Raw genomic sequence first — 11,829 nt, forward strand, 5'->3', positions numbered from 1 at the left:
TTTCCGGGACGACGCGGGAGGGGCGGGACTCCCCTCCCTCCCGCCTCACACCGGCACGAGCGCGCACCGCTCCGCCAGCTCGTCCAGGGACAGCCCGAGGGCCCGGGCCAGGGCGGCGACCGTGAAGAAGGCCGGGGTCGGGGCCCGGCCGGTCTCGATCTTGCGGAGGGTCTCGGCGGAGATGCCGGCGACCGCCGCGATCTCGGTCATGCTGCGGCCGCCTCGGGCCTCACGGAGGAGGCCGCCGAGCCGCTCGCCGCGTTCGCGCTCTTCGGGGGTCAACGGGGTGCGCACCATGCCGTCATTCTAATACCGGTATAGTAATTGGCATGGTGGAGCTGAAGACGGACACATCGATCGATGCCATGTACGAGGCGGGACAGGTGGTCGCGCGTGCGCTGACGGCCGTGCGGGACGCCGCCGACGTGGGGGTCTCCCTGCTGGAGCTGGACGAGGTGGCGCGCGACGTGCTGCGCGCCGCGGGGGCGGCCTCACCGTTCCTCGGCTACCGGCCGTCCTTCGCTCCCACCCCGTTCCCGGCGGTGATCTGCGCGTCCGTGAACGAGGCGATCGTCCACGGCATCCCCGACGGCTACCGGCTGCGCGACGGCGACCTGGTCTCGATCGACTGCGGCGCACAGCTCGGCGGCTGGGCCGGCGACTCGGCGATCAGCTTCACCGTGGGCCGGCCGCGTCCGGCGGACCTGCGGCTGATCGAGACCGCCGAACGGGCCCTCGCGGCCGGCATCGAGGCGGCCGTCGTGGGCCACCGCATCGGCGACATCGCCCATGCCGTCGGCGCGGTCTGCCGGGCCGCCGGCTACGGCATCCCGGACGGCTTCGGCGGGCACGGCATCGGCCGCCGGATGCACGAGGACCCGCCGGTGCCCAACGAGGGCCGGCCGGGCCGGGGCTTCCGGCTGCGCCCCGGCCTGGTCCTGGCGATCGAGCCCATGGTCATCGCCGGCGGCACGGACGGCTACCACGAGGCCCCCGACGGCTGGACCCTCAGGACGAACGACGGTTCGAGGGCGGCCCACGCGGAACACACGGTGGCGATCACGGAGTCGGGCCCGCGCGTCCTCACCGAGCGGCGGTAGGACGGCGCCCTGGAAGGGCGCCGGGGGGACTGGGGGCGACCACCCGGACCACCCGGCACAACGTGCTGCCCACCAACGACCGTGACAAGGTGGACACGGTGTCCCCACCCACCTCGCAGGGTTAGCACCGCACGGCAGGGGCACCCGTCGCACCGGCAGTGCAGTCGATGGAACGGAACGCCATGACCAGCGGCTTCACCAGCCCGGAGGGCTACAACGACCCCTTCGGTGAATTCCTGGCCCGCTTCTTCGGCGGGCCCCGCCCCGGCCCCCGCCAGATCAACATCGGCCAGCTCCTCAGCCAGCCGGCCAGGGACCTGGTCCGCGGCGCGGCGCAGTACGCCGCCGAGCACGGCAGCCGCGATCTGGACACCGAGCACCTGCTGCGCGCGGCCCTCGTGACGGAGCCGACGCGCACGCTGCTGAGCCGGGCCGGCGCCGACCCCGACTCCCTCGCGACGGAGATCGACGAGCGGTCGGGCCCGGCCCAGCACCCGCCGGGCGAGTCGCCGGCGCTCACCTCGCTGTCCCTCACCCCGGCCGCCAAGCGCGCCCTGCTGGACGCCCACGACCTGGCCCGGTCGCGCGGCGCGGGCCACATCGGTCCGGAGCACGTGCTGAGCGCCCTCGCGGCGAACCCGGACTCCGCGGCCGGCCACATCCTCAACGCGGCCCGGTTCGCGCCCTCGGGCGGTGCGACGGAGGCCCCCGACGCCCCGCAGGACCGGGCGGAGCGGCCCCGGCCCACCGGCACGCCCACGCTGGACAAGTACGGGCGTGACCTCACCGACCTGGCCCGCCAGGGCCGTATCGACCCGGTGATCGGACGCGACGACGAGATCGAGCAGACCATCGAGGTGCTCTCCCGGCGCGGCAAGAACAACCCGGTGCTGATCGGCGACGCGGGTGTCGGCAAGACCGCCGTCGTGGAGGGGCTCGCCCAGCGCATCGCCGACGGCGACGTGCCCGACGTCCTCACCGCGCGCCGGGTCGTCGCCCTGGACCTGACCGGCGTGGTCGCCGGCACCCGCTACCGGGGCGACTTCGAGGAACGCCTGAACACCATCGTCGACGAGATCCGCACCCACTCCGACCGGCTGATCGTCTTCATCGACGAACTGCACACCGTCGTCGGCGCCGGCGGAGGCGGGGAGGGCGGTTCCCTGGACGCGGGCAACATCCTCAAGCCGCCGCTGGCCCGCGGCGAGCTGCACATCGTGGGCGCGACGACGCTGGAGGAGTTCCGGCGGATCGAGAAGGACGCGGCGCTGGCCCGCCGCTTCCAGCCGATCCTGGTGCCCGAACCGTCGGTGCCGGACACGATCGAGATCCTGCGCGGGCTGCGGGACCGCTACGAGGCCCACCACCAGGTCCGCTACACCGACGAGGCGCTGGTCGCGGCCGTGGAGCTGTCCGACCGGTACCTCACCGACCGGCGGCTGCCGGACAAGGCCATCGACCTGATCGACCAGGCCGGCGCCCGGGTCCGTCTCGGCGCCCGGACGAAGGGCACGGACGTGCGCGCCATGGAGCGCGAGGTCGAGCAGCTCGTCCGGGACAAGGACCAGGCGGTCACGGACGAGCAGTACGAGCAGGCCACCCAGTTGCGGGACCGGATCGTCGAGCTGAGGCAGCGGATCGAGGACGCGGCCGGCGGCGGCGAGGCGGACGAGGGACTGGACCTGGAGGTCACCGCGGGGGCCGTCGCCGAGGTGGTGTCCCGGCAGACCGGCATCCCCGTCGCCAGCCTCACCCAGGAGGAGAAGGAGCGGCTGCTGGGTCTGGAGGAGCATCTGCACGAGCGGGTCGTCGGCCAGGACCAGGCCGTGCGGGTCGTCTCCGACGCGGTGCTGCGCTCCCGCGCCGGTCTCGCGAGCCCGGACCGGCCGATCGGCAGCTTCCTCTTCCTCGGCCCGACCGGCGTCGGCAAGACGGAGCTGGCCCGCGCCCTCGCCGAGGCGCTGTTCGGCAGCGAGGAGCGCATGGTGCGCCTCGACATGAGCGAGTACCAGGAGCGGCACACCGTCAGCCGGCTGGTCGGCGCCCCGCCCGGCTACGTCGGCCACGAGGAGGCGGGCCAGCTCACCGAGGTCGTGCGCCGGCACCCGTACTCGCTGCTGCTGCTCGACGAGGTGGAGAAGGCGCACCCGGACGTCTTCAACATCCTGCTCCAGGTGCTCGACGACGGCCGGCTCACCGACTCCCAGGGCCGCACGGTCGACTTCGCCAACACGGTCATCGTGATGACCAGCAACCTGGGGTCGGAGGTCATCACCCGGCGCGGTGCCGGCATCGGTTTCGGGTCGGGCGGCACGGACGCCGACGAGGTGGCGCGGCGGGAGCAGATCCTGCGGCCGCTGCGCGAGCACTTCCGGCCGGAGTTCCTCAACCGCATCGACGAGATCGTCGTCTTCCGCCAGCTGACCGGTGATCAGCTGAGGGAGATCACGGATCTGCTGCTGGGGCAGACCCGCCGGCTGCTGCGCGCGCAGGGCATCACGGTCGAGTTCACGGACGCGGCCGTCGACTGGCTCGCCGAGCGCGGCTACCAGCCCGAGTACGGCGCTCGTCCGCTGCGCCGCACCATCCAGCGCGAGGTCGACAACGAGCTGTCCCGGCTGCTGCTCGACGGGCGGGTGCGGGAGGGCGACCGGGTGAGCGTGGACGTCGAGGGCGGACGGCTGGCGTTCCGCACCCCGCCGCCGCCCGTCCCCACGGCGGACGTCCCCCCGCCGGAGCTGTGAGGCGGGGGGCGCTACGAGGCGGGGCGCGCTATGAGGCGGGGCGCACCACCTGCGCCGAGCCGCCACCGCGCCGTACCGTCTCGGCGGCCGCCAGCCACCTGCCGTCGGGCAGCCGCTGCACGCCGGTGGCCGCGCCGATCTCCGCGTTCGGCTTGAAGGAGTGCCCGAGCGCCTCGAGGGCTTGCGCCGTCCCGCTCCCGTACAGGCCCGGTTCGAGTTCGGTCTGGGCCGCGTTGCGCTGGCTGGCGCGGGGCGCGGCGATGGCGTCGACGAGCGGCAGGCCCCGGTCGAGGAACCCGGTGAGGGTCTGGAGCACGGTGGTGATGATGGTCGCGCCGCCGGGCGAGCCGAGCGCCACCACCGGCCTGTCGTTCCGGTCGAGGACGATCGTCGGTGAGATCGACGACCGCGGCCGCTTGCCCGGGCCGGGCAGGTTCGGGTCGTGGACGGCCGGGTTGGCCGGGGCGAAGGAGAAGTCCGTGAGCTCGTTGTTGAGGAGGAAGCCGCGCCCGGGGACGGTGATGCCGCTGCCGCCGGTCTGCTCGATGGTCAGGGTGTAGGAGACGACGTTCCCCCACTTGTCGGCCACCGTCAGATGGGTGGTGTTCTCGCCCTCGTACGTCGTCGGCGCGGCCGTCCCGCCGGTGGTGCAGGCCGCCGGGTCGCGCGGGTCGCCGGGTGCGACCGGGCTGGTGAGGACCGCGTCGTCGCGGATCAGGCAGGCCCGCGAGTCGGCGTAGCGCTGCGACAGCAGTTCCTTCGTCGGTACGTCCTCGAAGGCGGGGTCGCCGACCCAGCGCCCGCGGTCGGCGAACGCGATGCGGCTGGCCTCGATGAAGCGGTGCAGGTACTGGGTCTCGCTGGCCTTCGACAGGTCCGTCCGCTCCAGGATGTTGAGTGCCTCGCCGACGGTCGTGCCGCCGGAGGAGGAGGGCGCGATGGAGTAGACGCCGAGGCCGCGGTAGGTGGTCCTGGTGGGCGCCTGGAGCTTGGCGCGGTAGGCGGCGAGGTCCTTCTCCGACAGCGCGCCGGGGCGGGCGTTCCAGCCGGAGGCCGGGTCGACCGGCGGGTGGTTGACGGTGTCGACGATGTCGTCGGCGATGTCCCCCCGGTACAGGGCGCCCACGCCCTTCTTCGCCAGCTCCGCGTAGGTACGGGCGAGGTCGGGGTTCTTGAACGTCGAGCCGACGACCGGAAGCTGTCCGTCGGGCAGGAAGAGGTCGGCGGTGTCCGGGAAGTAGCGGAAGCGGGTCTCGTTGGCGGCGGTCTGGGTGCGGAAGGTGTCGTCGACGGTGAAGCCGTCGCGGGCGAGGCGCTCGGCGGGCGCCAGCACCGTGCCGAGCTTCCTGCTGCCCCACTTGTCGAGGGCGGTCGCCCAGGTGGCGGGCGTGCCAGGGGTGCCCACGCCCAGGCCGCTGCTGACGGCGTCGGCGAAGGCGAGGGGCTTGCCGTTCTCCAGGAAGAGGTCCGCGTCGGCGGTGAGCGGGGCGGTCTCCCGGCCGTCGATCGTGTGCACCGTACGGGACTTGGCGTCGTAGTAGACGAAGTAGCCGCCTCCGCCGATGCCGGCGGAGTACGGCTCGGTGACACCGAGGGCGGCGGCGGTGGCGACGGCCGCGTCGACGGCGTTGCCGCCCTTGCGCAGTACCTCGATGCCGGCCGCGGAGGCGTCCGCGTCGACGCTGGCGACGGCGCCGCCGTAGCCGACGGCGACCGGGGTCTTCTCGACCGGCGTGTCCGGTGCGGTCGGTGGGGCGGTCGCCCCCACCGACACGACGGCGGCAGAGACCGCCAGGACCGACAGCTTCCGCGCGACAGGGCGACGCATCCGTACCTCCAGTCCGGGTCCGTCCGCGCAGCCTATGCCACCCACCGACGCCCCGTCAGGAGCGCGTGGCAGCACGTGTCGAACACGGGTTTGCGTTCGCCCGCTAGCATGCGCGCCCATGAATGACGACGTGCGCAACATCGTCCTCGGTGTGGTCGCGGCCGGTATCAGCGCCGCGCTCGGCTGGGTGGCCCGTACCTACCTGTGGAAGCGGAAGCTGCGGCGCAAGCAGGCGTTCTTCGGGCTGCCGGACAACTCGGAGTCGCTGCTGGTCGTCAACCGGGATCCGGCCACCGCCGAACCGGCGGTCCACCGCTTCGACGTCTTCGCCCTCCTGGAACTCTCCGCGCTGGTCAAGGACTGCGGCGCGAACGTCCAGGTGGTCACGCAGGACACGGTCCATCAGGGCTTCGGTGAGCGCACCGAGTTCTGTGTGGGCGGTCCCGGCTCCAACCGGCGGATGACGGCGCACATGGCGGCGATGCTGCCCGGCGTACGGGTCAACGTCGATCCCGAACCGGGTCCCGACCGGGGCGCGTTCCAGATCGGCGGCGAGCGCTACCGCATGGAGCCGGGCGTCACCGAGTACGTGCTGCTGGCCCGGCTCACCGTGGGCCAGCGGCACGAGACACGGCCGGTGTTCCTGTTCTGCGGGCAGCGCGCGATCACCAACCAGGCCGCGACCCGCTACCTCGCCCGCCACCACGAGCGGCTGCACCGCAAGCACGGCGACAGCTCCTTCGTGCTGCTGCTGAAGGTCGTCAACTCGCAGGCGTACGGCCCGGACGTGGTCGAACTGGTCGCGGACGTGACACGGCCGGCCCAGACACCACTACCGCCCCAGGCGACCGCCGCACGGCCGTCCCACCGGGCGTCCTGAATCCTCCGGTTCGCCGGATCGCCGGTCGTCGGCCCGTGCTCTTCGAGCACGACCCGTCCGGCGCACGGCTGACCTTCTCCCCGCCGGGAACGCCCCGTCCATCGGGTCGTTCCCCTGCGCGAGCAGTGATCTCCGGCCGCGCGGCCGGACGGATGGAGCTCTGTGGACCACTGCCCCCGCGGCCGAAGGGCCGTGGGGGCTCCCACCCGGCGGCAGCACCCCCGCCGCGGCCACGGCCGAGGTGAGCGCCCTGCACATCCCCGGTGCGGTGCGGCGCGCGTCCGACCGCGGGGATGAACGGACCATGCTAGCCGAGGTTCCTGGCAAGGGAACGGCCGGCGAACGGGGACCGCGGCAGCCGTCCGGGGTGGTGGGTGCCAGGCGGCAGCCGTCCGGGGGCGGTGGCGGTCACCGGGGCGGTCGTCGGGGGCGCGAGGATGTGCCGGGCCGGGGAGCCGCACCGTGAACGGGCCTCACCCGGTCCGCGCCTGCCGCATGCGGGCCGTGGGCGCACCGCCGGTCCGGGACGGGGGGCAGACGGTCAGGCGGTCAGGCCTCGGCGACCTCGGCGTACACCTGGGACAGTTCGGGGACGCCGTGGGCGGCCCAGGCCTGGCCGTCGGAGACGACGTCGATCTCGCGGCCGGAGGCGAGACGGACCACCGGGCGGCCGTCGGGGCGGATCCGCCAGCCGGCGCCGGGCACGGTGCGCACCACGACCGTGCCGAGGTACAGCCCGGCGTCGTTGCCGAGCCAGGGCAGGAGTTCGTCGTCGTCGCGCCAGCGCGGCACCAGTTGGTCGAGCGTCTCCAGGGAGGCGGCGGTGTCGTCGAGCGCCGCGCCCTCCCGTCCCGCCAGGGAGCGCAGCAGCTCGCATTCGGCCAGGAGATCGCCGTAGCCGCCCGGTCCGTCCCCGTCCTCGGGGAACACCGCCACACCGACGGCAGGGTCACGCCTCTTGCGCCATTTGCCAAGAAAGGGGATCTCCATGGCACCAGCCTGACATTCGTACCGCCACGCACACCACAGGCGCGCGGGCCGCCGCGGCGGTCCGCACGTCAACGGGCGGGGCCCCGCCGGGAGTACGGACGTACGGACTACACCTCCAGGTCGACGACGACCGGCGCGTGGTCCGAGGCGCCCTTGCCCTTGCGCTCCTCACGGTCGACGTAGGCGTCCTGCACGGCCTTGGCGAAGGGCGCGTTGCCGTACACCAGGTCGATGCGCATGCCGCGGTTCTTGGGGAAGCAGAGCTGGCGGTAGTCCCAGTAGGTGAAGGGGTGCTCGTACTTCAGGGGGCGCGGGACCACGTCCGCCAGGCCCGCCTCGCGCAGGGAGGCGAGGGCGGCGCGCTCGGCGGGGGTGACGTGGGTGGCCCCCTCGAAGGCGGCCGGGTCGAAGACGTCGTCGTCCGTCGGCGCCACGTTGTAGTCGCCCAGCACGGCGAACGGGCGGCTGCCCGCCGCGTCACCGGCGACGGCGGCCTTGAGGGCCTCGAACCACTGGAGCTTGTAGGCGTAGTGGGGGTGGTCCACCTCGCGGCCGTTCGGCACGTAGACCGACCAGACGCGGACCGGGCCGCAGGTCGCGGAGATCGCGCGGGGCTCCGGGGCGCCCTCGTAGCCGGGGTCGCCGGGCAGGCCCTTGACGACGTCCTCCAGGCCGACGCGGGAGAGCACCGCCACGCCGTTCCACCGGCCGGTGGCGTGGACCGCCGCCTCGTAGCCCAGCTCGCGCAGCTGGTCGACCGGGAACTGCTCCTCGGCGACCTTGGCCTCCTGGAGGCAGAGCACGTCGGTGCCGCTGCTCTCCAGCCAGGCCAGGAGCCTCGGCAGGCGGGCGGTGATCGAGTTGACGTTCCAGGTCGCGATGCGCATGCCTCACAACCTACCCGGAGCCTGTGACAACGCCGTCCTCAGAGCTCCGCGGAGGCCCCGGACGCCAGCCGGCCGTGCGGCGCGCCGCCCAGGTTGCCGAGGTGGGTGTCGTAGAGGGGGCGGGCGAGGTCGGTGAGGAGGGCGTCGTGGATGTCGTAGACCCGCCGCGGCCCCACCTCGCGGACGTACTCGATGACCTCGGAGATCTTGTTCCAGGGGGCCTGGACCGGGGCCAGGAGGGTCTCCACCCGGTGGCCGGGGACGGTGAGCGCGTCTCCGGGGTGGAAGACGCGGCCGCCGTCGATCAGGTAGCCGACGTTGGTGACCCGCGGGAGGTCCGGGTGGATCACGGCGTGCAGTTCGCCGTGGACCTGGACGTCGAAGCCGGCGGCGGTGAAGGTGTCGCCGTGGCCGACGGTGTGGACGCGGCCCGGGAAGGCGGCCGCGAGCTTCTCCGCGACGGACCTCAGGGTCCAGATCTCGGTGCCCGGGCCGGCCTCCATGGCCGCCCGCAGCCGGGCCTCGTCGAAGTGGTCGGGGTGCTCGTGCGTGACGAGGAGGACGTCCGCGCCGAGCGCGGCGTCCTCCTCGGTGAAGGCGCCCGGGTCGATGACGAGCGTGCGTCCGTCCTTCTCCAGGCGGACGCAGGCGTGCGACTTCTTGGTGAGCTTCATGGGCGTCGTGGGCGTCATGGGTCCATCCTGCCTCCGGCGGACCCGGCGCTCATTCGGTGGGCGTCGTCTCCTCGCGGATGACCTGCTGCGCCACCCGGAAGGCGCTGTTCGCCGCCGGTACGCCGCAGTAGACCGCCGCCTGGAGCAGGACCTCCTTGATCTCGTCGGGGGTGAGGCCGTTGCGCAGCGCGGCGCGGATGTGGAAGGCCAGCTCGTCCAGGTGGCCGCCGGCGACCAGCGCGGTGAGCGTGACGCAGGAGCGGTACCGCCGGTCGAGGCCGGGGCGGTCCCAGATCTCGCCCCAGGCGTAGCGGGTGATGAACTCCTGGAAGTCGCCCGAGAAGTCGTCGGCCTGCGAGAGGGCCCGGTCCACGTGGGCGTCGCCGAGCACCTCGCGGCGCACCTTCAGCCCCGCGTCGTAGGGGTCGGGGCGGCCCGTCTCCTGCGGGGGCGCCACCACGGGCGCGGGCGCGATCTCGGCGATGGGCGCGGCCTGCGGGGGCGCCGCCGGGATCTGCCGGAGGGAGACGCCGGGGACGGCGGTCTGGCCCGTGCTGTGGTCGTAGGCGGGCTGCCAGGCGGTGGAGAAGTGCCGGACCAGCAGGTCGGTGACGGCGGCGGGCTGCTCCACGGGCACCAGGTGGGAGGCGCCGGGGACGACGGCGAGGCGGGCGTCCGGGATGCCGGCCACCAGGGTGCGTGCCTCGGCCGGTCCGGTGACCTGGTCGTCCGAGCCGACGAGGACCAGGGTCGGCACGCCGACCTGGCCGAGTTCGGCGCGCACGTCGAACGAGGCGAGCGCCTCGCAGGCCGCGATGTAGCAGCCGGGGTCGGTGGTGCGCACCATCTGCACGGCCCAGTCGGTGATCGCGGGCTGGGCCGCCGCGAAGCCGGTGGTGAACCAGCGGTCGGGCGAGGTGCGGGCGATGGGGTCGAGGCCGTTGGTGCGGACGATGACGCCTCGCTGCCGGAACTCGTCCGCCGTGCCGAACCGCGGCGAGGCCGCGATCAGCGCGAGCGAGGCGACCCGCTCGGGGTGGCGCAGGGCCAGCTCCACGCCGACCGCGCCGCCGAGCGCGCAGCCCGCGTAGCCGAAACGCTGCACGCCGAGCGCGTCGAGGGTGGCCAGCAGCCGCGCGGCCAGGTCGGCGACGGAGCCCGCCGGGTGGGCCGGGGCGCCGCCGTGACCGGGCAGGTCGAAGCGGAAGATGCGCCATTGCTCGGCCAGTTCGGGCACCTGGCGGTCCCACATGTGCCATGTGGTACCCAGTGAGGGACCCAAGATCAGGACCGGAGCGTCTTCTGGCCCGTCAAAGCGGTATTGCAGGGTGTTCGGTGGTGTCTCACTCACGCCCCAGACCCTCTCACGTCTCACGGACGCCCCTATAACAGGGGGACGCTGGATACCGGTCTGACCAGGTTGAAGACCTCGCGGGCGGCGTATCGCTTCAGGCATCGGATGATCTCGCGTCGGGTCTTGCCCTCCTGGGTGCGGCGTTCGAAGTACGCCTGGGTGCGCGGGTCGTGGCGCAGGCGGGTGAAGACGATGCGGTGCAGGGCGGCGTTGGCCTGTCGGTCGCCGCCGTAGTTGAGCCGGCGCGTGCTCCGACGGCCGGAGGAGTACTCGATGGGGCTGACTCCGCAAAGGGCAGCAAAGGATGCCTCGGTGTTCAGTCGCTCGGGGTTGTCTCCCATGGTGATCAGCAGGGTGACGGCGCTGTCCGGGCCGATGCCCACGGGTACGAGCAGTTGTGGGGCGTGGTGTTCGACGAGCCGGGTCAGGCGTTGGTTCAGCTCATTGATCTGCTCGGTGAGCTGTTCGATGCGCTCGGCGAGCATGCGCAACGTCAGGTGGGTGGCCTGGGCCACCGCGTCCTCGTCTCCCCCACCGGCGGGTAGGCCGAGGCGTGCGCAGGTGCGGAACAGCTCGCGGTTGCCCAGGCTGGACAGTCGTTCCCGCAGTGCGGGATCGGCGATGACCAGGACAGCTTTGAGCTGGTTGATCGCCTGGGTACGGGCTTTGACTGCGGAGTCCTTGGCGAGTTTCAACAGCCGGGCGCTGTGCACCGGACCGTCGCCGGACTTGGCCCGGGCCCGGGCGCGACCGCTGAGCACGGCTCGCGCTGCGGCCTGGGCATCGAGCGGGTCCGACTTCCCCAGCAGCCGGCGGGCCGAGCGGTCGGGGCGGTTCACTTCGTACACCTCGACCTGCTGCGCCAGCAGGTAGCGGGACAGGCCCGCGCCGAAGGTGCCGGTGCCCTCCACGCCGGCCCGGCGCACGGTCCCCCGCCTGCGGGCCCACACGAGGAGCCGACAGTAGCCAGCCGCCGTGGCCGGAAAGGTCTCGGTGCCCAGAATCTTCCCCAGCGGGGACATCACGGCGGCGACGTGCACCTCACCGTGCGTGTCCACGCCCAGCACGACCTCGCTCCGCACGGGAGGATCCGTACTGGAGGGGATGCTGCGTTGTCTGGTCGTCATGGTGGTTCGCCTCCCGCGTGGTGACGTGCTGGGTGAATGGCACCGGCCTGCTCGGGCGGTCTGAACCGTGATGGCGCCTGAAACTCGGCAAGGCCCCTATAGGGACACGCCCTGTGGCTCGGTGGCAGGCAGCATCCCGCAACGGCAGTCGACAGGTCCGTGACTGGACACTTCGGTCATAGATCTCATGAGTCAGACCCCCGTGCGGGACGGCACTGCGTAACCGTCCCATTGATCTCGGCACA

The 11,829-nt window shown here is 73.0% G+C and carries 10 protein-coding genes; 3 read left to right on the forward strand and 7 right to left on the reverse strand.

The window, feature by feature from the left end; genetic code table 11:
• Nucleotides 1–45: 45 nt before the first annotated feature.
• Nucleotides 46–297 carry a helix-turn-helix domain-containing protein gene (locus tag ACFYWQ_RS10590; protein WP_389514810.1) on the reverse strand — a complete coding sequence of 84 codons (252 nt, stop codon included), beginning with the start codon at nt 295–297 and terminating at the stop codon, nt 46–48.
• Between the two features lie 32 nt (nt 298–329).
• Between ACFYWQ_RS10590 and map the strand changes: the two genes are divergently transcribed.
• Together map and ACFYWQ_RS10600 are read left to right on the forward strand one after the other, a co-directional pair.
• Nucleotides 330–1,100: a type I methionyl aminopeptidase gene (map, locus tag ACFYWQ_RS10595; protein WP_389514812.1), complete on the forward strand. Its 771-nt coding sequence runs from the start codon at nt 330–332 to the stop codon at nt 1,098–1,100.
• A 182-nt stretch (nt 1,101–1,282) separates the two neighbouring features.
• Nucleotides 1,283–3,844, forward strand: coding sequence for an ATP-dependent Clp protease ATP-binding subunit (locus tag ACFYWQ_RS10600; RefSeq protein ID WP_389514814.1), 2,562 nt, complete (start codon nt 1,283–1,285; stop codon nt 3,842–3,844).
• Between the two features lie 28 nt (nt 3,845–3,872).
• On the opposite strand, the gene ggt is transcribed toward ACFYWQ_RS10600, so the two are convergent.
• Nucleotides 3,873–5,672 (reverse strand): gamma-glutamyltransferase, encoded by a 1,800-nt coding sequence (gene ggt / locus ACFYWQ_RS10605; protein WP_389514816.1) that lies wholly within the window; start codon nt 5,670–5,672, stop codon nt 3,873–3,875.
• 118 nt (nt 5,673–5,790) lie between these two features.
• Here ggt and ACFYWQ_RS10610 point away from each other — a divergent pair, with 118 nt between their 5' ends.
• Complete coding sequence (locus ACFYWQ_RS10610) at nt 5,791–6,552, forward strand: hypothetical protein (RefSeq protein ID WP_389514818.1); 762 nt, start codon at nt 5,791–5,793, stop codon at nt 6,550–6,552.
• A gap of 549 nt (nt 6,553–7,101) precedes the next feature.
• Here the strand turns inward: ACFYWQ_RS10610 and ACFYWQ_RS10615 are convergent.
• The 5 genes from ACFYWQ_RS10615 to ACFYWQ_RS10635 form a co-directional block, all read right to left on the reverse strand.
• Complete coding sequence (locus ACFYWQ_RS10615; protein ID WP_389514820.1) at nt 7,102–7,542, reverse strand: DUF6278 family protein; 441 nt, start codon at nt 7,540–7,542, stop codon at nt 7,102–7,104.
• 107 nt (nt 7,543–7,649) lie between these two features.
• Nucleotides 7,650–8,429: an exodeoxyribonuclease III gene (locus tag ACFYWQ_RS10620; protein WP_389514822.1), complete on the reverse strand. Its 780-nt coding sequence runs from the start codon at nt 8,427–8,429 to the stop codon at nt 7,650–7,652.
• Nucleotides 8,430–8,467: 38 nt separating this feature from the next.
• Nucleotides 8,468–9,103 (reverse strand): MBL fold metallo-hydrolase, encoded by a 636-nt coding sequence (locus ACFYWQ_RS10625; RefSeq protein WP_389515927.1) that lies wholly within the window; start codon nt 9,101–9,103, stop codon nt 8,468–8,470.
• 49 nt (nt 9,104–9,152) lie between these two features.
• Nucleotides 9,153–10,454: a 4-carboxymuconolactone decarboxylase gene (pcaC, locus tag ACFYWQ_RS10630; RefSeq protein WP_389514823.1), complete on the reverse strand. Its 1,302-nt coding sequence runs from the start codon at nt 10,452–10,454 to the stop codon at nt 9,153–9,155.
• A gap of 32 nt (nt 10,455–10,486) precedes the next feature.
• Complete coding sequence (locus ACFYWQ_RS10635) at nt 10,487–11,584, reverse strand: IS110 family transposase (RefSeq protein ID WP_389514825.1); 1,098 nt, start codon at nt 11,582–11,584, stop codon at nt 10,487–10,489.
• Nucleotides 11,585–11,829 lie beyond the last annotated feature (245 nt).

Origin of the sequence: Streptomyces sp. NPDC003247, assembly GCF_042888135.1 — a bacterium.
Classification (GTDB): Bacteria; Actinomycetota; Actinomycetes; order Streptomycetales; family Streptomycetaceae; genus Streptomyces.

What these genes read in the sequence shown, in the direction of transcription:
- ACFYWQ_RS10590 (WP_389514810.1), bottom strand. Translation starts at nt 297, where the DNA reads ATGGTGCGCACCCCGTTGACCCCCGAAGAGCGCGAACGCGGCGAGCGG.
- map (WP_389514812.1), top strand. Translation starts at nt 330, where the DNA reads ATGGTGGAGCTGAAGACGGACACATCGATCGATGCCATGTACGAGGCG.
- ACFYWQ_RS10600 (WP_389514814.1), top strand. Translation starts at nt 1,283, where the DNA reads ATGACCAGCGGCTTCACCAGCCCGGAGGGCTACAACGACCCCTTCGGT.
- ggt (WP_389514816.1), bottom strand. Translation starts at nt 5,672, where the DNA reads ATGCGTCGCCCTGTCGCGCGGAAGCTGTCGGTCCTGGCGGTCTCTGCC.
- ACFYWQ_RS10610 (WP_389514818.1), top strand. Translation starts at nt 5,791, where the DNA reads ATGAATGACGACGTGCGCAACATCGTCCTCGGTGTGGTCGCGGCCGGT.
- ACFYWQ_RS10615 (WP_389514820.1), bottom strand. Translation starts at nt 7,542, where the DNA reads ATGGAGATCCCCTTTCTTGGCAAATGGCGCAAGAGGCGTGACCCTGCC.
- ACFYWQ_RS10620 (WP_389514822.1), bottom strand. Translation starts at nt 8,429, where the DNA reads ATGCGCATCGCGACCTGGAACGTCAACTCGATCACCGCCCGCCTGCCG.
- ACFYWQ_RS10625 (WP_389515927.1), bottom strand. Translation starts at nt 9,103, where the DNA reads ATGAAGCTCACCAAGAAGTCGCACGCCTGCGTCCGCCTGGAGAAGGAC.
- ACFYWQ_RS10635 (WP_389514825.1), bottom strand. Translation starts at nt 11,584, where the DNA reads ATGACGACCAGACAACGCAGCATCCCCTCCAGTACGGATCCTCCCGTG.